The organism is Pseudomonas sp. 1176_21, from assembly GCF_052850635.1.
On the sequence record NZ_VXCV01000005.1, the window covers coordinates 274,610 to 298,173 of the forward strand.

A 23,564-nucleotide genomic window follows, 5' to 3' on the forward strand; every position below is an offset into this window, starting at 1 on the left:
CCGGCTCCTGCAGTAGGAGCCGGCCTTGCCGGCGAACGCCGCGACGCGGTCTAGAAGTCGCCCCACAGCTGCTGCGCCACTGCCAGCGCCACCACTGGCGCCGTTTCGGTACGCAGCACCCGCGGGCCCAGGCGCGCGGCATGGAACCCTGCCGCCTTGGCCTGCTCCACTTCTACCTCCGACAAGCCGCCCTCCGGCCCGATCAGAAACGCCAGGCTCGCGGGCCTGGCATGGCTGGTCAAGGGTTCGGCCACCGGGTGCAGCACCAGTTTCAGCGCCTCGTCTCGCGCCTTGAGCCAGTCTGCCAGCAGCACCGGCGAATGGATCGTCGGCACTGTCGAGCGCCCGCATTGTTCGCAGGCACTGATCGCCACCTGGCGCCAGTGGGCCAGACGCTTGTCGGCACGTTCGTCCTTCAGACGCACCTCGCAGCGTTCGCTGACGATCGGGGTGATCACGCTGGCGCCCAGTTCGGTGGCCTTCTGGATCGCCCAGTCCATGCGCTCGCCACGGGACAGGCCCTGGCCCAGGTGCACGTGCAGGGGGGATTCGGCCTGGCCGGGGAGGGCCTGGGCGAGCGTGACGCGCACGCTCTTCTTGCCGACCTCGAGCAGTTCGCCCAGGTATTCCTGGCCGCTGCCGTCGAACAGTTGCACCGCATCGCCCGGCGCCATGCGCAGCACGCGGCCGATGTAGTGGGCCTGGGCCTCGGGCAGGTCGTGCTCGCCCAGGCTCAGGGGGGCGTCGATGAAGAAGCGGGACAGTCTCATGGTTCTGCTCTGAATAAGATGGAGGCAGTTCGGGCGCCATCGCGGGTCAAGCCTGCTCCTGTAGGGTTACAGGTGATCCCTGTGGGAGCTGGGACCCGCGATGCTGTTTAGCCCGGATCGCGGAAATCAGGATGGAAATCGGCCGGCACCGCCACGCTCACGCTGCTGCGCGTGGCGATATCGATGCCCTCGCTGGCCACCTCGGCCAGGAAGTCGATCTGTTCGGGGGTGATCACGTACGGCGGCAGGAAGTACACCACGCTGCCCAGCGGGCGCAGCAGCGCACCACGGGTCAGGGCATGCTCGAACACCTTCAGGCCGCGCCGCTCCTGCCACGGGTAGGCGGTCTTGCTGACCTTGTCCTGCACCATCTCGATGGCCAGGGCCATGCCGGTCTGGCGCACTTCGGCCACATGCGGGTGGTCGACCAGGTGCGCGGTGGCCGTGGCCATGCGTGTGGCCAGGGCCTTGTTGGCCTCGATCACGTTGTCCTGCTCGAAGATGTCCAGGGTCGCCAGCGCCGCGGCACAGGCCAGCGGGTTGCCGGTATAGCTGTGCGAGTGCAGGAACGCGCGCAGGGTCGGGTAATCGTCGTAGAACGCGCTGTACACCTCGTCGGTGGTCAGGCACGCGGCCAGCGGCAGGTAGCCGCCGGTGAGGGCCTTGGACAGGCACAGGAAGTCGGGGCGGATGCCGGCCTGCTCGCAGGCGAACATCGTGCCGGTGCGCCCGAAGCCTACGGCGATCTCGTCGTGGATCAGGTGCACGCCGTAGCGGTCGCACGCCTCGCGCAGCAGCCTGAGGTACACCGGGTGGTACATGCGCATGCCGCCGGCGCCCTGGATCAGCGGTTCGACGATCACGGCGGCGATGCTCTGGTGGTGCTCGGCCAGGGTCTGTTCCATGGCGGCGAACATCGTGCGCGAATGGTCTTCCCAGCTCACGCCCTCGGGGCGCAGGTAGCAGTCGGGGCTGGGCACCTTGAGGGTGTCGAGCAGCAGTGCCTTGTAGGTCTCGGTGAACAGCGGCACGTCGCCCACCGACATCGCCGCGATGGTCTCGCCGTGGTAGCTGTTGCTCAGGGTGACGAAGCGCTTCTTGTCCGGCTGGCCCTTGTTGAGCCAGTAATGGAAGCTCATCTTCAGCGCCACTTCGATGCACGAGGAGCCATTGTCGGCGTAGAAGCAGCGGTTCAGGCCCTCGGGGGTGAGCTTGACCAGGCGCTCGGACAGCTCGATCACCGGCTGGTGGCTGAAGCCTGCGAGGATCACGTGTTCGAGCTGGTCGACCTGGTCCTTGATGCGCTGGTTGATCTTCGGGTTGGCGTGGCCGAACACGTTGACCCACCAGGAACTCACCGCGTCGAGGTAGCGCTTGCCTTCGAAGTCTTCGAGCCATACGCCTTCGCCACGCTTGATCGGAATCAGCGGCAGGTGCTCGTGGTCTTTCATCTGGGTGCAGGGATGCCACAGGACCTTGAGGTCACGTTCCATCCACTGTTGATTCAGGCCCATGGGCTCTCTCCTGGCGACGCGGGTTCGGGTAACCGCGCAAGCCTATGCAAAGCGCCGGGGCAGGACAACCCATAAGGCGCAAACGGTGCGGGCATTAGTGGCAGGCCCGGGCGGCCTGACGTATCCTTCACCGACGTTTTTCCCGGGGGGTTCACCCCGCATTTTCCGCCTTTGATCCGGAGTTCGCCGAATGTCTGCTGGTTGGCTGCGCGCCTGCGCGCTGGTAATGATAGGGCTGTTCAGCGCGGGCGCCCTCGCGGCTGCCAAGCAGCCGACGGCCATCGTGGTCGGTGGCGGCCTGGCAGGTCTCACCGCCGCCTACGAACTGCAAAACAAGGGCTGGCAGGTGACCCTGCTGGAAGCCAAGCCGGGCATGGGCGGGCGTTCGGGCCTGGCCACCAGCGAGTGGATCGGCAACAGCAAGGCCCAGCCGACCCTCAACCGCTACCTCGACACCTTCAAGCTGGCCACCCTGCCGGCGCCGGAGTTCGTGCGCGTACCGAGCTACCTGATCGATGGCGAGTACTTCAGCGCCGCAGACCTGGCCACCAAGCAGCCGGCCACCGCCGAGGCACTCAAGCGCTACGAGAAGACCCTCGACGACCTGGCGCGCTCGATCAGCGACCCTGAAAACCCGGCGGCCAACAGCACCCTGTTCGCCCTCGACCAGCTCAACGTTTCCGGCTGGCTGGACAAGCTGCAACTGCCACCGACCGCGCGCCAGCTGGTCAACCAGCAGATCCGTACCCGCTATGACGAGCCTTCGCGCCTGTCATTGCTGTATTTCGCGCAGCAGACCCGCGTGTACCGCGATGTGAGCGATCGCGACCTGCGCGCCGCCCGTCTGCCCGGCGGCAGCCCGGTGCTGGCGCAGGCTTTCGTCAAGCAACTGAAGACCATCAAGACCAGCGCACCGGTCAGCGCGATCATCCAGGACAAGGACGGCGTCACGGTCAAGGTCGGCGCGGTGGGCTACAGCGCCGACTACGTGGTGCTGGCGGTACCGTTGCGCGCCCTGGCCAAGATCCAGATGACCCCGGGCCTGGACAACCAGCACCTGGCGGCGCTCAAGGGCACCAACTACGGCTGGCGCGACCAGCTGCTGCTCAAGTTCAAGACCCCGGTCTGGGAAAGCCGTGCGCGCATGTCGGGCGAAATCTACAGTAACACCGGCCTGGGCATGCTGTGGATCGAACCGGCGCTCAAGGGTGGCGCCAACGTGGTGATCAACCTGTCCGGTGACAACGCGCGCCTGCTGCAGGCGTTCGGCGACAAGCAGATGGTCGACCAGGTGCTGATTCGCCTGCATGCGTTCTACCCGCAGGCGCGTGGCGCGTTCACCGGCTATGAAGTGCGTCGCTACAGCACCGATGCCGGCACGGGCGGTGCGTACCTCGCCTACGGGCCGGGGCAGATCAGCAAGTTCTGGCGCCTGTGGGAGCGTCCGGTGCAGCGCGTGGCGTTTGCCGGCGAACACACCGATGCGCTGTACCCCGGCACCCTGGAAGGCGCTCTGCGCAGCGGCCAGCGCGCGGCGGGCCAGGTGGTGGACATGTCCAATGGCAAGTCGTTCGACCCGGCCAAGCTGGCGCCGGTGGCGGCCGGGGCCGCAGCGGCAGCGGTGGCGGCCGGGGCCGCAGCGGCAGCGGTGGCGGCCAAGGACAGCAAGCCTGGCTTCTTCTCGAGGTTGTTCGGTGGCGGTGACAAGCCGGTAGACAAAGCGCCGGCCAAGCCGGTTGATGCGGCGCCAGCTCCTGCCCCAGCCCCAGCCCCAGCCGCTGCACCTGCGCCGGCGCCAACGCCCGCTGCGGCTGCGCCGGTAGCCAGGCAGGCGCCGGCAAAGGCGGCGCCTGCTGCCAAGAAGGCCCCGGCGAAAGCCGCGCCAGCCAAGAAGCCTGCGGCCAAGGCCCAGCCGGTCAAAAAGCCTGCGGCCAAGCCGGTGGCGAAGAAGCCGGCCACAGCGACCCAGGCCAAGGCGCAGTGATGCGTTGAACCCTTCGCCGGCAAGGCCGGCTCCTACAGGTGCAGCACAAGCCCGTAGGAGCCGGCCTTGCCGGCGAAGGGGCCACCTCAATTCCTTCCTGCCGAGTTAATGTTTCCTTAACCTGTTCGTCTCACACTAAAGATCATGTTTCTCGATCGTTCAAAGCGAAATTTTCCGCTTTAATTCGATAGATAACCGGTTAGTCTTGGGCACAGTTCTTACAGGGAAACACGGCAATGCAACTGCGCAATTCTCCTTCTCGCTATGGCGTGGTCAGTATCGTCCTGCACTGGGGCGTGGCCCTGGCGGTCTTCGGCCTGTTCGGCCTGGGGCTGTGGATGGTCGGCCTGGACTACTACAGTGCGTGGCGCAAAACGGCACCCGACCTGCACAAGAGTATCGGCCTGACCCTGCTGGCGATCATGCTCGGTCGCGTGCTGTGGCGCTTCATCAGCCCGCCACCACCGGCCCCGGCCAACCACGGCCCGCTTACCCGCTTCGCCGCCAAGGCCGGCCACGGCCTGCTGTACGTGGGCCTGTTCGGGGTGATGATCACCGGCTACCTGATCTCCACCGCCGACGGCGTGGGCATCCCGGTGTTCGGCCTGTTCGAGGTGCCGGCACTGGTCAGCGACCTGCCCAACCAGGCGGATGTCGCCGGGGAAATCCATTTCTACCTGGCCTGGGGGTTGGTGATCTTCGCCGGCCTGCATGGCTTGGCCGCCCTCAAGCACCACTTTATCGACCGTGACGCGACCCTCACCCGCATGCTGGGCCGCAAAGCTTGATGTTCAACCTCAACTCCAAAGGAATAGAAGTAATGTTGAAAAAGACTTTTGCCGCTCTGGCGCTCGGTACCGCCCTGTTCACCGCTGGCCAGGCCATGGCTGCCGACTACAAGATCGACAAGGAAGGCCAGCACGCCTTCATCGACTGGAAAGTCAGCCACCTGGGCTACAGCTTCATCCACGGCACCTTCAAGGACTGGGACGGTACCTTCAGCTGGGATTCCGCCAAGCCGCAGGACAGCAAGATCTCGGTAGACGTGAAGACCGCCAGCCTGTGGTCCAACCACGCCGAGCGTGACAAGCACATCGCCAGCAAGGACTTCCTGGACGTTTCGAAATTCGCCGACGCCAAGTTCGTCTCCACCGCCGTCAAGCCCACTGGCGACAAGACTGCCGACGTGACCGGCGACCTGACCTTCCACGGCGTGACCAAGCCAGTGACCTTCAAGGCCACCTTCAACGGTGAAGGCAAGGACCCATGGGGCGGCGAGCGCGCCGGTTTCAACGCCACCACCACGCTGGATCTGAAAGACTTCGGCATCAAGCTGCCTGGCGACGTGGCACAGACCGCCCAGCTGGACATCTCGCTGGAAGGCGTCAAGCAGAAGTAATTGCCTGGCCTGTAAACAAGAACGCCGCCCCTAGGGGCGGCGTTTTTGTGTGCGCAGTGGCGGGATCAGCGGTTGCGCGTCAGCAGCGCAGGCTTCTCGCCACGTGGGCGGCTTGGCAGCTGCTCGAGCTGTTCGGCGGTCGGGAACCGGTCGATCTTGGATTCCTTGTGCACGATCTTGGGCTGCGACTGGCCGTCACGCGGGTTGCGCACTGCCGGTTCCTGCGACGACTGATCGTCACGGGCCGGGCGACGGTTGCGGTTGTTGCTGCCGTCGCGGCGCGCCTGGCCATCGCGACCACCGCCACCGCTGCGTGCACCACCGCGCTTCTCGCCATTGCTGCCGGCGCCACCGCTACGTGCACCACCACCGGTGTTGCTGCGTGGCTGGCCACCGCGGGGTGCGCCGGTGCCGGTACCGGCGGCTGCCGGTGCGCCCGGGCGACGGTTGCGGCCCTGGCCGCCCTTGTTCTGGTACGGGCTGACGTAGTCGGCACGGTTGCCGAAGTTGTCCACTTCGTCGTCCAGGAAGGCTTCAGGGTCACGGTCGGCCGGGATTTTCGGAACTACTGCTGCCTGACCCGAGGGTGCCTGGCGGGTTTTGCTGTTGTCACGGGGCTTGCGCTCTTGGCGCCCGCCGGCGGCCTTCTCAGTGGCTCTGTCGCCTGCGGGCTTATCCTTTTCCTGGCCTTTGTCCTTGCCCTTGTCCTTGCGCCCGCCGGCATTGCTGCCGTCGGCACGCTGGCCACGGCCACCGCGCGGGTTCATCTGCGGACGTTCACGGGCTTCGGGTTTTTCGGCTTCGACCGTCGAGGCATCGAAGCCCATCAGGTCGCCGTCCTGGATTTTCTGGCGGGTGACGCGCTCGATGCTCTTGAGCAGCTTCTCTTCGTCCGGCGCCACCAGCGAGATGGCCTCGCCGGAACGGCCCGCACGGCCGGTACGGCCGATACGGTGCACGTAGTCTTCCTCGACGTTGGGCAGCTCGAAGTTGACCACGTGGGGCAACTGGTCGATGTCCAGGCCGCGGGCGGCGATGTCGGTGGCGACCATGATGCGCACGGTGCCGGCCTTGAAGTCGGCCAGGGCCTTGGTGCGCGCGTTCTGGCTCTTGTTGCCGTGAATCGCCGCGGCAGTCAGGCCGTGCTTCTCGAGGTACTCGGCCAGACGGTTGGCGCCGTGCTTGGTACGTGTGAAGACCAGCACCTGCTCCCAGGCACCCTGGGTAATCAGGTGGGCCAGCAGGGCACGCTTGTGGCTGGCGGGCAGGCGGTACACACGCTGCTCGATACGCTCGACCGTGGTGTTGGGCGGCGTGACCTCGATGCGCTCGGGGTTGTGCAGCAGCTTGTCGGCCAGGTTGGTGATGTCTTTTGAGAAGGTCGCCGAGAACAGCAGGTTCTGGCGCTTGGCAGGCAAGCGTGCGAGGACCTTCTTCACGTCATGGATGAAGCCCATGTCGAGCATGCGGTCGGCTTCGTCGAGCACCAGGATCTCAACGTGGCTCAGGTCGACGCTGCCCTGGCCGGCGAGGTCCAGCAGACGGCCGGGGCAGGCCACCAGCACGTCGACGCCGCGGGACATGGCCTGCACCTGCGGGTTCATGCCGACACCGCCGAAGATGCAGGCGCTGACGAACTTGAGGTCGCGGGCGTAGATCTTGAAGCTGTCGTGGACCTGGGCGGCGAGTTCGCGGGTGGGGGTCAGCACCAGTACCCGCGGCTGGCGTGGGCCATGGCGCTGGGACTTGTCGGGGTGGCCACCTGGAAACAGGCGTTCGAGAATCGGCAGTGCAAAGCCACCGGTTTTACCAGTACCTGTCTGCGCCGCGACCATCAGGTCGCGACCTTGCAACACGGCGGGAATGGCCCGCTGTTGCACCGGCGTAGGCTGGGTATAGCCCGCTGCCTCGATAGCGCGGACTAGAGCCTCGGAGAGACCGAGGGAAGCAAAGGACATGAGTAATCCTGTTCTAGTGGGGGCTAAGCCCTATGGGAAGTTCGTGCCTGGCGCGACGGGCATCAGGTGATGCTATCGCGTCCGGTCCTGCTGGGCCTTCAATGCGCATCCGGGGGGCGGCGGGCGGGCTCTGGGCGCGCTGTCCTGCCGATCGGGATGCCTTTTGCAAGGCCGAGCGTCCGGGCGTAAGCCTGGCGGGGTTGGCGGAGTATAACAGAGCAATCAGTGCGTGCTGCGTTCCTGCTGCTCAACGGTTTGCGGAATATTCACCTCGGCGCCTGCGTAGCGTGCGTTCAGCTCGGCATAGGCCGGCTCCTGCTTGAAGCGGCGCAGCTCGGCGGCGAAGCGTTGCGCCAGCAGGTCCATGCCGGCATTGCGACGTACTGCCAGGAACTGGGGCTGGCGGTCGATCACCAGCCCCAGTTCGCTGACCTGTTGCTCCAGGCCCAGGCTCTTGATCACATGCCGGCCAACCCGGCGATCGGTGACCAGCAGGTCGATGCGCCCCAGTTGCAGCTTGCCCAGGTTGGCTTCCAGGGTAGGTGCCGGCTCGCGCTTGAAGTCGGGTGAATCGGCAAACGCCGGGCCGTAGGTATAGCCGGGCGCGGTGCCCACGGTCAGCCCCTTGAGGTCTTCCAGGTGCCTGATGGCGTGGGGCCGGGCGTTGGCCTGGAACAGCACGAACTCCACGTGCGACAGCGGTTCGCTGGGGTAGAACAGCTGGGCGTCGCGCTGCTCGGTCTTGAAGATGTCGAGCACGCCATCGGCCAGCCCCTGTTCGACCATCGCCAGGCAGCGCTTCCATGGCAGGAACTGCCATTGCACCTCGATGCCCAGGCGCTTGAACACCTCGGCGGTGACCTCGTAGTCGATGCCCTTGGCCTCTCCGTTTTCCTGGTACACATAGGGCGGCCAGGGGTCGGTGACGATGCGCAGCCTCTCGCCATGAGCCAGGGTACTCAGGCAGGCGAGGAACAGGGCGGCGAACAGTCGGTAAAGATCGGGCATGGCTGGAGAGTACGATGGCTGCTCGAGAATGGCCAGCCTGGCTCGGCCAGCAGCTCAGCCAGGTGCGCAGGCCTGGAGGCGGGCGTCGACAAAAAAGGGCCTTGGCGTGTGCCAGAGCCCTTGTCGTCGGTGCAGCAGTCAGCGTGGCAGCTTGAGGTTGTTCCACACTGCCAGGCTGGGTTCGGCCTGGTTCAGGGTATAGAAGTGCAGCCCCGGTGCGCCGCCTTGCAGCAGTTTTTCGCACATTTCGGTGATGACCTGTTCGCCAAAGGCCTGGATGCTTTGCACATCGTCGCCATAGGCTTCCAGCTGCTTGCGGACCCAGCGCGGGATCTCGGCGCCGCACGCATCGGAGAAGCGCGCCAGCTTGCTGTAGTTGGTGATCGGCATGATGCCGGGTACCACCGGGATGTCCACGCCCAGCTTCTGCACGCGCTCGACGAAGTGGAAGTAGCAGTCGGCGTTGAAGAAGTACTGGGTGATGGCGCTGTCGGCGCCGGCCTTGGCCTTGCGCACGAAATTGATCAGGTCGTCTTCGAAGTGACGGGCCTGGGGGTGCATTTCCGGGTAGGCGGCCACTTCGATGTGAAAGTGATCACCGCTTTCCTGGCGAATGAATTCGACCAGCTCGTTGGCGTAGCGCAGCTCGCCACTGGCCATGCCCATGCCCGACGGCAGGTCGCCGCGCAGGGCCACGATACGCTTGATGCCGGCGGCCTTGTACTGGGCCAGCAGGCTGCGCAGGTCGTCCTTGCTGTCGCCCACGCACGACAGGTGCGGCGCGGCCGGTACCTTCACTTCGCTTTCCAGCTGCAGCACGGTGTTGAGCGTGCGGTCGCGGGTCGAGCCACCGGCACCATAGGTGCAGGAGAAGAAGTCCGGGTTGTAGCTGGCCAGGGTGCGAGCCGTGGCGAGCAGTTTTTCATGTCCAGCGTCGGTCTTGGTCGGGAAGAACTCGAAGCTGTAACGGCGTTCCTGAGACATGGCGAAATCCTGGTAAACCGATCGTGCTGGCCAGCCGTGAGGCTGGCCACAGAAAAAAGCCGGTGACGCTGTGGCAGCGTCACCGGCTTTGGCCCATCAGTAGCGGTAGGCGTCTGGTTTGAACGGGCCTTCAACAGTCACGCCGATGTAGTCGGCCTGCTGTTTGGTCAGTTGGGTTACCACGCCGCCGAAACCGCGGACCATTTCCAGGGCCACTTCTTCGTCGAGTTTTTTCGGCAGTACTTCAACGGTCAGGCGCTCGGCTTTCTGGGCCGGCGACAGGTCGGCGTACTTCTGGCCGAACAGGAAGATCTGTGCCAGTACCTGGTTGGCGAACGAACCGTCCATGATGCGGCTCGGGTGGCCAGTGGCGTTGCCCAGGTTCACCAGGCGGCCTTCGGCCAGCAGGATCAGGTAGTCGTCGTTCTGCGCGTCGAAATCGCCAGGGCCGGTACGGTGGATCTTGTGAACCTGTGGCTTGACCTCTTCCCATGCCCAGTTCTTGCGCATGAAGGCGGTGTCGATTTCGTTGTCGAAGTGACCGATGTTGCATACCACGGCGCGCTTTTTCAGGGCCTTGAGCATGTTGGCATCGCACACGTTGACGTTACCGGTGGTGGTCACGATCAGGTCGATCTTGCCCAGCAGGGCCTTGTCGACGCTGGCTTCGGTGCCGTTGTTGATACCGTCGATGAACGGCGAAACCAGCTCGAAGCCGTCCATGCAGGCTTGCATGGCGCAGATCGGGTCGACTTCCGAGACCTTGACGATCATGCCTTCCTGACGCAGCGACTGGGCCGAACCCTTGCCCACGTCACCGTAGCCGATCACCAGCGCCTGCTTGCCCGACAGCAGGTGGTCGGTGCCGCGCTTGATGGCGTCGTTGAGGCTGTGACGGCAGCCGTACTTGTTGTCGTTCTTGCTCTTGGTGACCGAGTCGTTGACGTTGATCGCCGGGATCTTCAGCTCGCCCTTGGCCAGCATGTCGAGCAGACGGTGCACACCGGTGGTGGTCTCTTCGGTCACGCCGTGAACGCGGTCCAGTACCTGCGGGTACTTCTTGTGCAGCAGCTCGGTGAGGTCGCCGCCGTCGTCGAGGATCATGTTGGCATCCCATGGCGCGCCATCCTTGAGGATGGTCTGCTCCAGGCACCACTCGTATTCCTGCTCGGTCTCGCCCTTCCAGGCGAACACCGGGATGCCGGCGGCGGCAATGGAGGCAGCGGCCTGATCCTGGGTGGAGAAGATGTTGCACGACGACCAGCGCACTTCGGCACCCAGCGCGACCAGGGTCTCGATCAGCACGGCGGTCTGGATGGTCATGTGGATGCAGCCGAGGATTTTTGCACCCTTGAGCGGCTGTTCAGCGGCGTACTTGCGGCGCAGACCCATCAGGGCCGGCATTTCGGACTCGGCGATGATGGTTTCGCGGCGGCCCCAGGCAGCCAGGGACATGTCGGCGACTTTGTAGTCGGTAAAATCTGCAGGCGTGTTTACAGCGCTCATCAAGAGCCTCCATTCGTAGTGTGCGAATGGGCGCCGTTGTGCGTTTAGTGCCCGTGCGGGGAACCCCGTGCAGGCAACGCCCCATCCGAGCCTGACAGGAGAACCTGCTGCAGCGCCCCTCGGACAGGTGGCGGGAACGGCATCGAGTGGTGATGACCGTCTGTGAAGCGTTGGCGATTATAGCTGCGCCCGCGCATCGGCCCAAGGCTTTCTGTCAATTAATCGAGACGATAGTCGATGTTCAATGGAGGCCGCCGGCAGGCTCTGCCATCATTGTCGGCATCGATTGGCAAGACGGTCAGGAGTACGCATGAACTTTCACACCCGCAAATGGGTAAAACCCGAAGACCTCAACCCCAACGGCACCCTGTTCGGTGGCAGCCTGTTGCGCTGGATCGACGAAGAGGCGGCGATCTACGCGATCGTGCAACTGGGCAACCAGCGTGTGGTGACCAAGTACATCTCGGAGATCAACTTCGTCAGCGCCTCGCGCCAGGGCGACATCATCGAGCTGGGCATCACCGCCACGGAATTCGGCCGCACCTCCATCACCCTCAAATGCGAAGTGCGCAACAAGATCACCCGCAAGAGCATCCTCACCGTCGACAAGATGGTCTTCGTCAACCTGGGTGAGGACGGCTTGCCGGCACCCCATGGGCGTACCGAGATCAAGTTCATCAAGGATCAGTTCGATACCTCGGTGGAATGACGGCGGTAGCTGCACAGTTCAAGCTTCAAGCTTCAAGTCGGGGGCAGCGGGGCTGGCGGGGGCGGTTTGGCCAGGTGCCTTGAGCTGGCCCTCCCAGCGTGCGATCACCAGTGGCGCCAGTGCGTTACCCAGCACGTTGAGTGCAGTGACCGGCATGTCCATCAGCCGATACACCCCGGCGATGATCGCCACGCCCTCGACCGGCAGCCCTGCCGCGGTCAGCGTGGCGGTGAGGATGATGAACATGAAGCCCGGCACCCCCGCCGCACCCTTGGAGGTCAGCACCATGATCAGCACCAGCATCGCCTGGTCAGCCAGGCCCAGGTCGATGCCATAGGCCTGGGCGATGAACAGCGTGCCAAGCGCTGCGAACAGCGACGCGCCATCGAGGTTGAATGAATACCCCAACGGAATGACCATGCTGGTGATCGGGCGTGGCGCGCCGTAGCGCTCCATCTTCTCGATCAGTTGCGGCATCACCGTGGCCGAGGCGGCGCTGCTGTAGGCCAGCAGCAACTCGCTGCGTATCTCGCGCAACAGGTGGAAGAACCGCACCCCCGCCAGCCTGGCCACCGCCCCCAGCACGCACAGCGCAAACAGCAGCACCGCGACGTAGGTAATGCCGATCAGCTTGGCCAGTGGCAGCAGTGCGCTCAGGCCGAAGCTGGCAACGGTGACGCCGATCAGCCCGAAGATGCCGATGGGTGAGTAGTGCATCACCAGGTGGGTGACCTTGAACATGGTGTCCGATACGCCCTGCATCACGCTGATCAACGGTGCCTTCTGCTGCTGGGGCAGCATCGACAGGGCGCAGCCGAACAGGATGGCGAAGAACAGCACCGACAGCAGCTTGCCCTCGGCCATGGCCAGCACGATGTTGTCCGGCACGATGGCCACCAGGGTGCGCCCCAGGTTCTGCGTTTCGGTGCTGGATGCCAGCGTGGTGACCGGTGCCTGCAGCGTGCTGCTGAAGTCCGCGCCGGCGCCGGGCTGGAACACGTTGCCGACCACCAGCCCGAACAGGATCGCGATGCTGGTGATGGTGAAGAAGTACACGAACGTCTTCATCCCGACCCGGCCCAGGGCGCGCGTGCTGCCGGCGCCGGCGATGCCGACGGTCATGCAGGCGAACACCAGCGGTACCACGATCATCTTCATCAGCTTGATGAACAGGTCGCCGGCCGGCTGCAGCAGGTTGTCGATGAACCAGACCTTGTGCTCGGGGAACTGGTTGAGAAGGATGCCGACGATCACGCCGGCGACCAGGCCGATAATGATGCGCGTGACCAGGCTGGAAGGTGTGCGAATGCCCATGGGGTGCCCCTTGTTGTTGTGGTTGTGGGGAGTGCGAAGGGTGCGTTACTGCGCGAACAGGCCGGCGAAATCCTTGAAGCCCTTGACCTCGATCGGATTGCCGCTGGGGTCGAGGAAGAACATCGTGCGTTGTTCGCCCGGCTCGCCCACAAAGCGCACCACCGGTGGGATCTCGAATGCCAGGCCGCGCCGGGTGAGGCGCACGGCCAGGGTCATCCACTCGTCCAGTGGCAGTACCACGCCGATATGCGGCATCAGTACCTTGTGCTCGCCAACCTGCCCGGTACGGGTGGTGGCGAACGGCGTGCCCAGGTGCAACGAGAGCTGGTTGCCGAAGAAGTCGAAGTCGACCCAGGTCGCGGTGCTGCGCCCTTCGGTGCAGCCCAGAACATCTCGATAAAAAGTACGCGCCTGTTCCAGGTCGCAAACGTGGTATGCAGCGTGAAAGGGTCTGTTCATGGCGTATCCCCCGTGTGGTTGAGCGTTGAGGGTAAGTAGGCCGTGTGACGGGGTAAAACGGCTTTGCCTTGCTCTGAGCGAAAGAAAAACTTATGGATGTGCGCTTTCTGAAAAGCCTGGTGGCAGTGGTGGAAACCGGCTCGATTGCCGCGGCCGCGCGTCGCGAGAACCGCACGGCAGCGGCGATCAGCCAGCGCGTGCAGGCGCTGGAACGCACACTGGGCTGCACCTTGCTGCTGCGTACTGCGCATGCCATCCGCCCCTCGGACCAGTGCCTGCTGCTGTTGCCCAGAATCCAGGCGATCATCGAGCAGGCGCGTGAACTGCAGCACGACCTGAGCCAGGACGGATTGACGGGGGACGTCAGGGTGGGCGCGGTGTCGACGGCGTTGACCGGGGTATTGCCGGGGCTTATCGAGCGTCTGGCGCGATCGGCGCCGGGGCTCAAGCTGCAGATCACCCCGGGTGATTCGCGCAGCCTGTACGAGAAGGTGCTCGGCGGCGAACTGGATGCCGCGATTCTGGTGCGCCCGCCCTTCACGCTGCCCAAGGCACTGGCGCTGCAGGTGCTCAAGGTCGAGCCGCTGATTCTGATCGCGCCGGCTGCACAGGCCGCGCTGGCCCCCGATACATTGCTGCGCGAGCACCCGTTCATTCGCTATGACGCACAGTCGTGGGGCGGGCAGATCGCCCAGCGCTACCTGGATGAGCAACTGATCACGCCGCAGTTGCTGTGCGAGCTGGATGCGCTGGAAACCATCGTGATGCTGGTGGCCCAGGGCATGGGGGTATCGTTGGTGCCGCAATGGGCCGGCATGCCCCATGAGGGCATCTGTGCCTGGCCGCTGGGCGATGACCCGCGCCACGCGCGGGCACTGGTGGTGCTGCACGGCTCGACGCCGCGCCGGCCAGTGGCCATGCGGCATCTGCTGGGGCTGCTGGGCAGCCCCTCGCCGGTCAAGGCTGCTCGGTAACCCCGCGCACCACGCGACCGATGCTCAGGCCCTGCAGCAGGATCGACGACAGCACCACGATGTAGGTGATGCTCAGCAGCAGGTCACGTTCGGGGCCCGATGGCAGCGACAGCGCCAGGGCCACGGACACACCGCCGCGCAGGCCGCCCCAGGTGAGCACGCGGATGGTGCCGCGCGGCACCGTTCTCCAGCGGCGCAGCATGACGATCGCCGGCGCCACGGTCAGCAGACGCGACAGCAGGATCGCCACTGCCAGCACCCCGGCCGCAGCCAGGTGCATCCACGAGAACGGCAGCAGCAACAGCTCCAGGCCGATCAGCGCGAACAGCAGCGCGTTGAGCATGTCGTCGATCAGTTCCCAGAAGCCGTCCATGTAGCGCCGGGTCATGTCGTTCATAGCCAGGTTGCGACCCAGGTTGCCGATGATCAGGCCCGCTACCACCATCGCGATGGGCGCCGAGACGTGCAGTTCGTAGGCTGCGGCCGAGCCGCCGATCACCAGCGCCAGGGTCAGCATGACCTCCACCTGGTACTGCTCGATGCTCTTGATCATGCGGTAGGTGACGTAGCCGATCACCGCACCGAACAGCGTGCCGCCGATGGCCTCGCGGGCGAACAGGATCGCGGTGTCGCTCACGCTCGGGGTCTCGCCCAGTTGTGCGATGCCCAGCAGCACGGTGAACACCACGACCGCGGTGCCGTCGTTGAACAGCGACTCGCCGACGATGGTGGTCTTCAGCGGCTTGGACGCATTGGCGGTACGCAGGGCGCCGAGCACCGCAATCGGGTCGGTGGGCGAGATCAGTGCGCCGAACAGCAGGCAGTACAGCAGGTTCACGTGCCAGCCGAACAGGGCGAAGATCCAGTGTGCCAGGTAGCCGATCACCACGGTGGCGATCAGCACGCCGACGGTGGCCAGGAGGCCGATCGGCCAGCGGTAGTCGCGCAGGTCGGCCAGGTTAACGTGCAGCGCCCCGGCGAACAGCAGGAACGCCAGCATCCAGTGCATCAGCAGGTCGTTGAAGTCGATCTGGCTCATCAGGCCCTGCACCCGTTCTTCCAGGCCCGGGTAGCCGATGACGCTCAGGCCCTGGAGGATCAGGGAAAACAGCAGTGCAGTGACCATCACGCCAATGGTCGGCGGCAGGCCGATAAAGCGGTAGTTCACATAGGTGAGGAGGGTGGTGAGGCAAATAAACGCGGCAACTAGCTCAAGCATCCTAGGTCCTGTAATGGCTTCCAAGTCAGTGCCCGAATGGCTCGGGCAGGGCTTGGATGCGCCGGCGCGAGGTTCAGGACACACTTTTTCGATCAACGTTGACCGCAGGCTGGCTGTTTTGTTGCGCCTGGTTGAAACTGCGCAGCCGTGCACTACCCAGGAACTCAACCGTGCTCGCCACTTCGCTGGTGCTGATCGCCGCCCTGCTGCATGCCACCTGGAACACCCTGATCAAGTTCAGCGGCGAGCGTCTGCTGGTGATTGCCAGCATGGACGTGGTGGCGCTGCTGTTCGCCCTGGCGATGGTGGCGTTCGTGCAGGTACCGCCGCCCGAGATCTGGCCGTGGATGCTGGCCTCGGCGGCGTTCGAGCTGTTGTACCGCTACCTGCTGATCAAGGCCTACCGGGTCGGCGACCTGGGCCTGGTCTACCCCCTGATGCGCGGGTTGTCGCCGCTGGTGGTGCTGGCGCTGACCCTGACCTTTGCCGGCGAGACGCTGAGCACCCAGCAGATCTTCGGCATTCTGCTGATCCCGTGCGGCATGGCCTGCCTGCTGTGGCAGGGCGGTGGCGGCGAACGTCTGCCCTGGTCGATGCTGCCGGTGGTGGCGCTGATCGGCCTGTGCATCGGCTGCTACACCTGGCTCGACGGCAGCGCGATCCGGCTGTGGTCGCAGCCGCTGGACTACCTGGTGTGGCTGACGCTGATCAGCGCCTGGCCGTTCCCGTTGCTGGCGACGGTGGCCCGGCGCGCGCCGTTTGTGCAGTTCTGGCGCAGCCAGTGGAAGCTGGGCCTGGCCGTGGGGTTGTGCGTGCTGTCCAGCTACGCGCTGGTACTGTGGGCCATGCAACTGGGCTCGGTGGCCGAGGCTGCGGCGCTGCGCGAGGTGAGCGTGATCCTGGTGGTGCTGATGGGCATGCGCTACCTCAAAGAACCTTTCGGCGGGCCGAGGCTCTTAGCTTGTGCACTGGTACTGATCGGCATGCTGATCATGAAACTCTGACCCCAACAACAAGGACCCCTGCCATGACCGTCGCTTTCTGGTGTGTATTGATCGCGTTGCTGCTGCCGTTCGTGTGCACCAGCATCGCCAAGTTCGGCAGTGGTCGCTTCAGCCTGCGACAGAACCATGACCCGCGCGGTTTTCTGGACAAGCTCGAAGGCCTGCCGCGCCGCGCCCATGCGGCGCAGCTCAACAGTTTCGAGTCGATTCCGGCGTTCGTCGCGGCGGTGGTGATCGCCGACATCGTCGGCAATGCCGAGCAGGTCACCCAGGACGTGCTGGCGGTGCTCTACATCACCAGCCGCCTGCTCTACATCATCTGCTACCTGGCCGACTGGGCCGCGCTGCGCTCGGTGGTGTGGTTCGCGGGCATCGGCCTGATCGTCAGCTTCTTCGTGGTCTCGGCCTGAGCTACTTGCCTTCCACCTGCGGCACCACCGGCAGTGCCGCGCCCTTGGGCCACAGCAGCCAGATCTGACCCTGCTGCTTCATGTCCCCGGCCAGAGCGCCGGCCTCGCTGCCGGTACCCCAGAACAGATCGGCGCGCACTTCGCCGGTGATGGCCCCGCCGGTGTCCTGCGCGGCCACCGGGCGTACCACCGGCGCGCCGTCCGGGCGGGTGGTCGACAGCCACAGCAGGCTGCCCAGCGGGATCACCTTGCGGTCGATAGCCACGCTGTAGCCGGCGGTCAGCGGCACGTTCAGCGAACCGCGCGGGCCTTCGTTGCTGTCCGGGCGAGTACTGAAGAACACGTAGCTGGGGTTGCTGGCCAGCAGCTCGGGCACGCGGCTCGGGTTGGCCTGGGCCCAGGCGTGGATGCTGCCCATGGTCACGTCTTCCTTCTTGAGCTGGCCCTGCTCGACCAGCCAGCGGCCCACCGGGCGATACGGGTGGCCGTTCTGGTCGGCATAGCCCACGCGCAGCTGCTGCCCACTTTCGAGCTGGATGCGCCCGGAGCCCTGGATCTGCAGAAACTGCAGGTCCATCGGGTCGGTCAGCCAGGCCAGCACCGGCGCCTTGACGCCTTGCTGCTGGATCACCCCGGCGGTGTCGTAGGGCTTGAGCACGCGCCCGTCCAGGCGACCGCGCAGGCGCTTGCCCTTGAGTTCGGGGTAGATGCTGTCGAGCGCCACCACCACCAGGTCATCGGGGATGCCATACACCGGCACGTTGGCCGTGGCGGTACGGGTCATGCTGCCGGGGTACACCGGTTCGTAGTAGCCGGTGATCAGGCCGTTGGCGTTGTTTTCGGCCGAGCGCAGGCCGTACACCTCGAGCTGCGTCTGCAAAAAGCCACGCACCTGGGTGGCGTCGTCGGGCACCTGCACCGCAGCAGCGCAGGGGGTGGCCCAGACCGGATCGTTCTTGAGGCGCTCGCACGCGCTGCGCCAGGCATTGAAGCCGGCCAGCAGGTCGCTGTCGGAGACCTTGGGCAGGTCTTTCCAGGTGGCGGGGCTGTAGGTGGCGAGCGGGTGCGGTGCGGATTTATCCGGGGCGCTGCCGTTGCAGCCGACCAGCAGGGCCAGCAACGCGGCGGTCAGGCCAAGGCGGCTCAGGGCGGTTTTCATGCGGGGTAGTCCTCTACGGTGTGCCTGGCGTTCAGGGCGGCCAGGCAACCCTTGTTTTTGGTAGGGGTATTGGTGTTTGCCGGCAAGGCGGGGATACTGGCCGCCTTTTTCCGTGTGCCGAGCCAAGCATGATGTTCAAGCGAATGACTGTGATCCTGGTGGCCTGCCTGGCCCTGAGCGCCTGTGGCGGTGTCGACCCCAACTCGCCGTTGGGCCAGCGCAAGGCGATTTTCAAGCAGATGCTCAAGACCAGCGAAGACCTCGGCGGCATGCTGCGTGGCCGGCTGGCGTTCGACGGGCAGAAATTTGCCGATGGTGCGGTGAAGCTCGACGCGTTGTCGCACCAGCCGTGGCAGCATTTCCCGCAGGTGCGCGAGGAGGACAGCAGCGCCACGCCCGATGTGTGGCAAAAGCAGGCGCGCTTCCAGGAGCTGGCCCGGCAGATGGAGCAGGTGACCGGCGAGCTGGTCGCCCAGACCCGTACCCAGCCATTGGAGCCTGCGGCGGTCGCGGCCCCGATGGGCAAGGTGGAAGCGGCGTGCAAGGCCTGTCATACCGAGTTTCGCAATCATTGATGGGGTGAGCTGGCCGGCCTTTTCGCCGCAGGGCCGGCTCCTACAGGTGGCGCGCTGTACGTAGGAGCCGGCCTTGCCGGCGAAGGGTTCAACGCGGACTACTTCTCCAGCTCATCCAGTGCCTGTTGCAGTTCCTTCTTCGACTCGGCCAGTTTGTCCTTGCGCTTGTTGATCTTGTCGGCGTCGCCTTTCTTCATGGCCTTGTCCAGGTCCTTGGTGCGCTGCGTCACTTCATGACGGGCATCCAGCACCTTCTGTTCACGCTGTTTCTTCAGGCCGGCATCGGTGCAGTGCTCGGTCACTTCGCTCAGGGCCTTCTCGAGGCCGGCCTGCTGGGCGCTGTTGCCGTGGGCGCGGGCCTGTTCGATCTGTTCGCTGATCGCCTGCTTCTTGGCAGCGCAGCCGGTCAGGCCGGGTTGTTCCTCGGCAGCCATCAGCGAAGTGGCGAGCAGCGAGCAGGCGGCGAACAGGGCAAGCGGGGAAAGCAGTTTCATAGTGGCTCCGTGGTCGCGGGCTTGGCAGAAACCCATGATGCTGCCCTGATCCGACAAATTTAGAAACCCTCGATTGTATGTTCACGTAACCGCGCCGCCAGGGCCTGCACCTGCGGGTGAGCGAAAAAGGCCAGCAACTGGCCGGCACGGTGGGCACCCACGCCGGGCTCGGCCTGCCACTGCGCCGCATCGCGGGCAGCCAGCGCGGCCCAGGTGTCCCCCGCTGCCAACGCACGCGGGGCCGGCATACCCAGGGCCCGCGCCCAGGTGGCAAAGGGTCGCTGACGGGCCTGTTCGATGGCGGGGTACAACGGATGTTCGGCGGGCAGTTCCAGCACATCGGCCAGTGTGCGCAACTGGCCGGCGTCGACCAGGCGCTCCCAGCTGGCCGGCCCGGCACCTGGGAGTGCCAGGCCCTGCTTGCCGCCCAGCCACTGCAACCTGGCCAGGAACTGCTGACGACACCCGGCGCTCAGCTCCCAGCAGCTCAACGGATGAAACGCATCGGCTGCCGGTACCTCCATCTCACGCCGTTCGAGGGCGCGGTGCACCACGCCGTCCAGACGGGGAATGGTCAGGCCTGCCAGGCTGATCGCCACCTGATCGCCCGGGCGAATGTCCAGTTGCTGCCAGCGTCTTAGCGAGCCCACGCTGACCTGGCGCACCGTGCGGTCATCCAACTGCACCGGTGCCAGTTGCAGCACCGGGGTGATGCGACCGGTGCGCCCCACGTTGAACTGCACGCGTCGCACCTCTGCCAGCACCTGGGCGAAGGGGTATTTCCATGCCGCTATCCAGTACGGCGCCCGGGCCTGCCAGCGCTCGCCGGGCGGACGCCGGCCCTGGCGCAGCACCACGCCGTCGCTGGCGAATGGCAGTGGCGTGCGGTACCAGTGCTGGCGCCAGTGGGCGGCCTGGTCGAAGGTCTGCACCGGCTGGCTGAACGCCTCGCTGTAGGCAAAGCCCAGGGCGCTCAGGCGTGCCAGGCGCTCGCGCTGGTCCAGGGGGCCCTGCGGCCAAGCCCAGGCGAACAGCTCGACCACCGCGCCCTGCGCGGGGGTGAGCTGCTTGCGCGCCATCAGCCCGGCGACGTTGCCGCGGGCATTCCGGCTGCCCGCTGCGGCCTGCACATGCCCGTCCAGGCGCCAGAACAGCTCGCCTTGCAGTATCAGGTCCAGAGGTTCGGGCAACGTGTGGGGGAGGGCGCCCAGTGCCGGCAGGTGGCGGCTCCAGTCATGCCCGTAGGCGCCGTCGCCGCGGCTGATCAGGCGCACCAGCCGGCCCTTTGCATAGACCAGCGTGGCGGCCACGCCATCCACCTTGGGTTGTACCCAGAGGTCCTGCTTGCCGTGCATCCAGGCGCGCACGGCGGCTTCGTCGGGCAACTTGTTCAGGCCGGTGTGGGGGATGGGGTGGCGCAACGGGCCGGTGGCGGTTCCGAGCGGGTCTGCCGGGGGCGCACCGGTGCCGGGGAAGCACGCTTGCAAGTGTTGCAGGCGCGCCCGGCTCTGGTCGTACAGCTCGTCGCTGATCAACGCGACGCCCAGGCGATGGTAATGATCGTCCCAGTCGGCCAGGCGCTCGCCCAGCTGCTTGAGTTCGCTTTGCGCCACTGCCGGTGGCCAGTCGGGGCAGGACCGGGCGAGGGCGGTGGCTGGGGTACAGACGAGCGTGCTGGCGAACAGCAGGCCGGACAACAGCTTGAAGGGCATGGCGAGCGTCCTTGCTCGGCGGGTGGAACTTCAAGCCTAGGCAAGAAAAAGCCCCTGCCAGTCGCCTGGCAGGGGCTCTTGTTTACCGGGTGTTGCTTGTACCGGGTGTTGCTTACAGCCCGGCGGCCGCGCGCAGCGCGTCGACACGGTCGGTGCGTTCCCAGGTGAACGTGGTGAAGGTGTCGTCGCCCACGGTCTTGACCTGCGGGGTGCGGCCGAAGTGACCGTAGGCCGCGGTTTCCTGGTACATCGGGTGCAGCAGGTCGAGCATGGTGGTGATCGCATACGGACGCAGGTCGAAACACTCGCGCACGATCTGGATGATCTTCTCGTCGGCAACCTTGCCGGTGCCGAAGGTGTTCAGCGAGATCGAGGTCGGCTGGGCCACGCCGATGGCGTACGACACCTGGATTTCGCAGCGCTCGGCCAGGCCAGCGGCAACGATGTTCTTGGCCACGTAGCGACCGGCGTAGGCGGCCGAACGGTCAACCTTGGACGGGTCCTTGCCGGAGAAAGCGCCCCCCCCGTGACGGGCCATGCCGCCGTAGGTGTCGACGATGATCTTGCGGCCGGTCAGGCCGCAGTCGCCCACCGGGCCACCGATGATGAAGTTGCCGGTGGGGTTGATGTGGAACTGGGTGTCCTTGTGCAGCAGCTCGGCCGGCAGCACGTGCTTGACGATCAGCTCCATCACGCCTTCGCGCAGGTCGGCGTAGGACACGTCCGGGTTGTGCTGGGTGGACAGCACGATGGCGTCGATGCCCACCACCTTGCCGCCTTCGTAGCGGCAGGTGACCTGGGACTTGGCGTCCGGGCGCAGCCACGGCAACAGGCCGGACTTGCGCGCTTCGGCCTGACGCTGCACCAGCTGGTGCGAGAAGCTGATCGGGGCTGGCATCAGCTCCGGGGTTTCGTTGCTGGCGTAGCCGAACATCAGGCCCTGGTCGCCCGCGCCCTGGTCTTCAGGCTTGCTGCGGTCAACGCCCTGGGCGATGTCTACCGACTGCTTGCCGATGATGTTCATCACCGCGCAGGTGGCGCCGTCGAAACCGACGTCGGAGCTGTTGTAGCCGATGTCGACGATCACGTTGCGCACGATGTCTTCGAGGTCGACCCAGGCCGAAGTGGTCACTTCGCCGGCGATGATGGCCACACCGGTTTTCACCAGGGTCTCGCACGCCACGCGGGCGAACTTGTCTTCGGCGATGATGGCGTCGAGCACCGCATCCGAAATCTGGTCGGCGATTTTATCCGGATGCCCTTCAGACACGGACTCGGAGGTGAAAAGGGAGTATTCGCTCATCTCGACGGGTTCCTAAAATTTACCGATGGTGAGTGTCGCCAGGTGGTCGCTGAAAGTGGCGAACCTGAATCTGGAAACCATTACGTAAGCCCACATAGAGGCTGTCCTCGGGAACCAGCCCCGCGGCGCTGGCCCAACGGGCCAAATCATCCTGTTCAAAGCCCAGCCAGAGATCGCCGCACGCCTGGCGCGCCCAGCTCTGGTCGTGGCTGCACAGTTCTGTTACCAACAGGCTTCCGCCTGGTCTGACACGCTTGGCCAGGTGCCCGAGGGCCTGGGCAGGCTCGCTGAAATGGTGCAGCACCATGTTCAGCACCACGCAGTCGGCCTGTACATCCGTTGCATGCAGGGCATCGGCCAACAGCAGGGTTACGTTAGCCAGGCGCTCGCGCTGGCACACCTGGCGCGCCAGCTCGAGCATGGTCGGGCTGTTGTCCAGGGCGGTGACGTGGGTGAAGCGCCGCGCCAGTTCGGGCAGAAACTCGCCATCGCCGGGGCCGACCTCCAGGGCGCTGGCCAGCGGGTCGAAGCTGAGCTTGTCGAGCAGCGCCAGCAGGCTTTCGCGGTACTGCGCCAGGCCGGCGATCAGGTCCTGCTGGGCGCGGAACTTCTCTTCCACACGCAGGAAGAAGTCCTGGCTGGTGGCGGCCCGGCGCACCTGCACCTGGCCGATGCGCGCCTGCACCTCGGCCGGCAGTTCCAGCGCGTCGACCTCCTCCAGCAGCGCCCCGTGCAGCTTGCCGCCCAGGCGCTGGCTGTCGGGCAGTGCGCGGCGATAGAAGATCGCGTTGCCTTCGCGCCGGGTGGCCACCAGGTCGGCCTGAGCCAGTACCTTGAGATGGTGGCTCATGCCCGACTGGCCGATGGCGAAGATCTGCGCCAGCTCCAGCACCCCGAACGAATCGCTGGCCAGCGCGCGCAGCACGTTCAGCCGCAGCGGGTCGCCGCCGGCCTTGCACAGGGCAGCCAGCGCGTCGCTTTGCTCGGGGTCGATGGAGGGGGCGTGAAGGTTCATGGGCGGCAGTCTAGTCAGCGTGCAGCGGCCTCGCAAGTTCTATATCAAAAAGTTTTGATATTGCTCGATGGGCGGGCCCGGCCCGGCATGGCAG

Annotated in this window: 22 protein-coding genes and 1 riboswitch; of the genes, 8 read left to right on the forward strand and 14 right to left on the reverse strand. The window is 65.4% G+C overall.

Annotation, left to right across the window (positions count from 1 at the left end):
- Window positions 1–50 precede the first annotated feature (50 nt).
- Window positions 51–770, reverse strand: coding sequence for a 16S rRNA (uracil(1498)-N(3))-methyltransferase (locus FW760_RS14580; protein WP_043859631.1), 720 nt, complete (start codon window positions 768–770; stop codon window positions 51–53).
- Between the two features lie 107 nt (window positions 771–877).
- Window positions 878–2,284: an adenosylmethionine--8-amino-7-oxononanoate transaminase gene (locus FW760_RS14585; RefSeq protein WP_078479848.1), complete on the reverse strand. Its 1,407-nt coding sequence runs from the start codon at window positions 2,282–2,284 to the stop codon at window positions 878–880.
- Window positions 2,285–2,474: 190 nt separating this feature from the next.
- Here FW760_RS14585 and FW760_RS14590 point away from each other — a divergent pair, with 190 nt between their 5' ends.
- The 3 genes from FW760_RS14590 (at window position 2,475) to FW760_RS14600 (ending at window position 5,667) form a co-directional block, all read left to right on the forward strand.
- Window positions 2,475–4,268 (forward strand): flavin monoamine oxidase family protein, encoded by a 1,794-nt coding sequence (locus FW760_RS14590; RefSeq protein WP_446443840.1) that lies wholly within the window; start codon window positions 2,475–2,477, stop codon window positions 4,266–4,268.
- Window positions 4,269–4,504: 236 nt separating this feature from the next.
- A complete protein-coding gene (locus FW760_RS14595) occupies window positions 4,505–5,056 on the forward strand; it encodes a cytochrome b (RefSeq protein WP_043863618.1) in 552 nt (183 codons plus the stop codon).
- A 32-nt stretch (window positions 5,057–5,088) separates the two neighbouring features.
- Window positions 5,089–5,667, forward strand: a complete 579-nt coding sequence (locus tag FW760_RS14600) for a YceI family protein (RefSeq protein WP_043863617.1) — start codon at window positions 5,089–5,091, stop codon at window positions 5,665–5,667.
- A 65-nt stretch (window positions 5,668–5,732) separates the two neighbouring features.
- Here FW760_RS14600 and FW760_RS14605 read toward each other — a convergent pair whose 3' ends face one another.
- The 4 genes from FW760_RS14605 to ahcY all read right to left on the reverse strand — a co-directional run bounded on the left by FW760_RS14605 (window position 5,733) and on the right by ahcY (window position 11,123).
- A complete protein-coding gene (locus tag FW760_RS14605) occupies window positions 5,733–7,625 on the reverse strand; it encodes a DEAD/DEAH box helicase (RefSeq protein WP_043863616.1) in 1,893 nt (630 codons plus the stop codon).
- Window positions 7,626–7,847: 222 nt separating this feature from the next.
- The gene (locus FW760_RS14610) at window positions 7,848–8,633 is read right to left on the reverse strand and encodes a substrate-binding periplasmic protein (RefSeq protein WP_043863615.1); all 786 of its coding nucleotides are present in this window, start codon (window positions 8,631–8,633) and stop codon (window positions 7,848–7,850) included.
- 138 nt (window positions 8,634–8,771) lie between these two features.
- Window positions 8,772–9,617, reverse strand: a complete 846-nt coding sequence (metF, locus tag FW760_RS14615) for a methylenetetrahydrofolate reductase [NAD(P)H] (RefSeq protein WP_043863614.1) — start codon at window positions 9,615–9,617, stop codon at window positions 8,772–8,774.
- Window positions 9,618–9,713: 96 nt separating this feature from the next.
- Window positions 9,714–11,123 carry an adenosylhomocysteinase gene (ahcY, locus tag FW760_RS14620; protein ID WP_054915763.1) on the reverse strand — a complete coding sequence of 470 codons (1,410 nt, stop codon included), beginning with the start codon at window positions 11,121–11,123 and terminating at the stop codon, window positions 9,714–9,716.
- Between the two features lie 21 nt (window positions 11,124–11,144).
- Window positions 11,145–11,250: riboswitch (S-adenosyl-L-homocysteine riboswitch) on the reverse strand.
- Window positions 11,251–11,433: 183 nt separating this feature from the next.
- On the opposite strand from ahcY, the gene FW760_RS14625 reads away from it, so the two are divergent.
- Complete coding sequence (locus FW760_RS14625) at window positions 11,434–11,832, forward strand: acyl-CoA thioesterase (RefSeq protein WP_043863612.1); 399 nt, start codon at window positions 11,434–11,436, stop codon at window positions 11,830–11,832.
- Window positions 11,833–11,850: 18 nt separating this feature from the next.
- On the opposite strand, the gene FW760_RS14630 is transcribed toward FW760_RS14625, so the two are convergent.
- Both FW760_RS14630 and FW760_RS14635 read right to left on the reverse strand, forming a co-directional pair.
- Window positions 11,851–13,146 carry a cation:dicarboxylate symporter family transporter gene (locus FW760_RS14630; protein WP_178083059.1) on the reverse strand — a complete coding sequence of 432 codons (1,296 nt, stop codon included), beginning with the start codon at window positions 13,144–13,146 and terminating at the stop codon, window positions 11,851–11,853.
- A 45-nt stretch (window positions 13,147–13,191) separates the two neighbouring features.
- On the reverse strand, window positions 13,192–13,605 hold the full coding sequence (locus FW760_RS14635; protein WP_116052532.1) for a VOC family protein: 414 nt from the start codon (window positions 13,603–13,605) through the stop codon (window positions 13,192–13,194).
- Between the two features lie 92 nt (window positions 13,606–13,697).
- Between FW760_RS14635 and FW760_RS14640 the strand changes: the two genes are divergently transcribed.
- Window positions 13,698–14,579, forward strand: coding sequence for a LysR family transcriptional regulator (locus tag FW760_RS14640; protein ID WP_054915762.1), 882 nt, complete (start codon window positions 13,698–13,700; stop codon window positions 14,577–14,579).
- Here FW760_RS14640 and FW760_RS14645 read toward each other — a convergent pair.
- Window positions 14,563–15,798 carry a cation:proton antiporter gene (locus tag FW760_RS14645; RefSeq protein ID WP_446443841.1) on the reverse strand — a complete coding sequence of 412 codons (1,236 nt, stop codon included), beginning with the start codon at window positions 15,796–15,798 and terminating at the stop codon, window positions 14,563–14,565. The genes FW760_RS14640 and FW760_RS14645 overlap by 17 nt on opposite strands.
- 170 nt (window positions 15,799–15,968) lie before the next feature.
- On the opposite strand from FW760_RS14645, the gene FW760_RS14650 reads away from it, so the two are divergent.
- Both FW760_RS14650 and FW760_RS14655 read left to right on the forward strand, forming a co-directional pair.
- Window positions 15,969–16,802: a DMT family transporter gene (locus tag FW760_RS14650; protein ID WP_104573011.1), complete on the forward strand. Its 834-nt coding sequence runs from the start codon at window positions 15,969–15,971 to the stop codon at window positions 16,800–16,802.
- Between the two features lie 23 nt (window positions 16,803–16,825).
- Window positions 16,826–17,212 carry an MAPEG family protein gene (locus FW760_RS14655; protein WP_054915760.1) on the forward strand — a complete coding sequence of 129 codons (387 nt, stop codon included), beginning with the start codon at window positions 16,826–16,828 and terminating at the stop codon, window positions 17,210–17,212.
- A gap of 1 nt (window position 17,213) precedes the next feature.
- Here FW760_RS14655 and mltA read toward each other — a convergent pair whose 3' ends face one another.
- Window positions 17,214–18,371, reverse strand: coding sequence for a murein transglycosylase A (gene mltA, locus FW760_RS14660; RefSeq protein ID WP_054915759.1), 1,158 nt, complete (start codon window positions 18,369–18,371; stop codon window positions 17,214–17,216).
- 131 nt (window positions 18,372–18,502) lie between these two features.
- Between mltA and FW760_RS14665 the strand changes: the two genes are divergently transcribed.
- Window positions 18,503–18,946: a c-type cytochrome gene (locus tag FW760_RS14665; RefSeq protein WP_173925103.1), complete on the forward strand. Its 444-nt coding sequence runs from the start codon at window positions 18,503–18,505 to the stop codon at window positions 18,944–18,946.
- A gap of 98 nt (window positions 18,947–19,044) precedes the next feature.
- Here FW760_RS14665 and FW760_RS14670 read toward each other — a convergent pair whose 3' ends face one another.
- The 4 genes from FW760_RS14670 to FW760_RS14685 form a co-directional block, all read right to left on the reverse strand.
- A complete protein-coding gene (locus FW760_RS14670) occupies window positions 19,045–19,440 on the reverse strand; it encodes a DUF1090 domain-containing protein (protein WP_043863604.1) in 396 nt (131 codons plus the stop codon).
- 59 nt (window positions 19,441–19,499) lie between these two features.
- A complete protein-coding gene (gene ligB / locus FW760_RS14675) occupies window positions 19,500–21,152 on the reverse strand; it encodes an NAD-dependent DNA ligase LigB (protein ID WP_116052534.1) in 1,653 nt (550 codons plus the stop codon).
- A 112-nt stretch (window positions 21,153–21,264) separates the two neighbouring features.
- Window positions 21,265–22,455, reverse strand: a complete 1,191-nt coding sequence (metK, locus tag FW760_RS14680) for a methionine adenosyltransferase (RefSeq protein ID WP_043863602.1) — start codon at window positions 22,453–22,455, stop codon at window positions 21,265–21,267.
- A 19-nt stretch (window positions 22,456–22,474) separates the two neighbouring features.
- Window positions 22,475–23,470, reverse strand: coding sequence for an ArsR/SmtB family transcription factor (locus tag FW760_RS14685; protein ID WP_043863601.1), 996 nt, complete (start codon window positions 23,468–23,470; stop codon window positions 22,475–22,477).
- Window positions 23,471–23,564 lie beyond the last annotated feature (94 nt).

What these genes read in the sequence shown, in the direction of transcription:
- FW760_RS14585 (WP_078479848.1), bottom strand. Translation starts at nt 2,284, where the DNA reads ATGGGCCTGAATCAACAGTGGATGGAACGTGACCTCAAGGTCCTGTGG.
- FW760_RS14655 (WP_054915760.1), top strand. Translation starts at nt 16,826, where the DNA reads ATGACCGTCGCTTTCTGGTGTGTATTGATCGCGTTGCTGCTGCCGTTC.
- FW760_RS14670 (WP_043863604.1), bottom strand. Translation starts at nt 19,440, where the DNA reads ATGAAACTGCTTTCCCCGCTTGCCCTGTTCGCCGCCTGCTCGCTGCTC.
- FW760_RS14600 (WP_043863617.1), top strand. Translation starts at nt 5,089, where the DNA reads ATGTTGAAAAAGACTTTTGCCGCTCTGGCGCTCGGTACCGCCCTGTTC.
- metK (WP_043863602.1), bottom strand. Translation starts at nt 22,455, where the DNA reads ATGAGCGAATACTCCCTTTTCACCTCCGAGTCCGTGTCTGAAGGGCAT.
- FW760_RS14665 (WP_173925103.1), top strand. Translation starts at nt 18,503, where the DNA reads ATGTTCAAGCGAATGACTGTGATCCTGGTGGCCTGCCTGGCCCTGAGC.
- ahcY (WP_054915763.1), bottom strand. Translation starts at nt 11,123, where the DNA reads ATGAGCGCTGTAAACACGCCTGCAGATTTTACCGACTACAAAGTCGCC.
- FW760_RS14580 (WP_043859631.1), bottom strand. Translation starts at nt 770, where the DNA reads ATGAGACTGTCCCGCTTCTTCATCGACGCCCCCCTGAGCCTGGGCGAG.
- FW760_RS14685 (WP_043863601.1), bottom strand. Translation starts at nt 23,470, where the DNA reads ATGAACCTTCACGCCCCCTCCATCGACCCCGAGCAAAGCGACGCGCTG.
- mltA (WP_054915759.1), bottom strand. Translation starts at nt 18,371, where the DNA reads ATGAAAACCGCCCTGAGCCGCCTTGGCCTGACCGCCGCGTTGCTGGCC.
- FW760_RS14590 (WP_446443840.1), top strand. Translation starts at nt 2,475, where the DNA reads ATGTCTGCTGGTTGGCTGCGCGCCTGCGCGCTGGTAATGATAGGGCTG.
- ligB (WP_116052534.1), bottom strand. Translation starts at nt 21,152, where the DNA reads ATGCCCTTCAAGCTGTTGTCCGGCCTGCTGTTCGCCAGCACGCTCGTC.
- metF (WP_043863614.1), bottom strand. Translation starts at nt 9,617, where the DNA reads ATGTCTCAGGAACGCCGTTACAGCTTCGAGTTCTTCCCGACCAAGACC.
- FW760_RS14610 (WP_043863615.1), bottom strand. Translation starts at nt 8,633, where the DNA reads ATGCCCGATCTTTACCGACTGTTCGCCGCCCTGTTCCTCGCCTGCCTG.
- FW760_RS14645 (WP_446443841.1), bottom strand. Translation starts at nt 15,798, where the DNA reads ATGCTTGAGCTAGTTGCCGCGTTTATTTGCCTCACCACCCTCCTCACC.
- FW760_RS14640 (WP_054915762.1), top strand. Translation starts at nt 13,698, where the DNA reads ATGGATGTGCGCTTTCTGAAAAGCCTGGTGGCAGTGGTGGAAACCGGC.
- FW760_RS14630 (WP_178083059.1), bottom strand. Translation starts at nt 13,146, where the DNA reads ATGGGCATTCGCACACCTTCCAGCCTGGTCACGCGCATCATTATCGGC.
- FW760_RS14595 (WP_043863618.1), top strand. Translation starts at nt 4,505, where the DNA reads ATGCAACTGCGCAATTCTCCTTCTCGCTATGGCGTGGTCAGTATCGTC.
- FW760_RS14625 (WP_043863612.1), top strand. Translation starts at nt 11,434, where the DNA reads ATGAACTTTCACACCCGCAAATGGGTAAAACCCGAAGACCTCAACCCC.
- FW760_RS14635 (WP_116052532.1), bottom strand. Translation starts at nt 13,605, where the DNA reads ATGAACAGACCCTTTCACGCTGCATACCACGTTTGCGACCTGGAACAG.
- FW760_RS14605 (WP_043863616.1), bottom strand. Translation starts at nt 7,625, where the DNA reads ATGTCCTTTGCTTCCCTCGGTCTCTCCGAGGCTCTAGTCCGCGCTATC.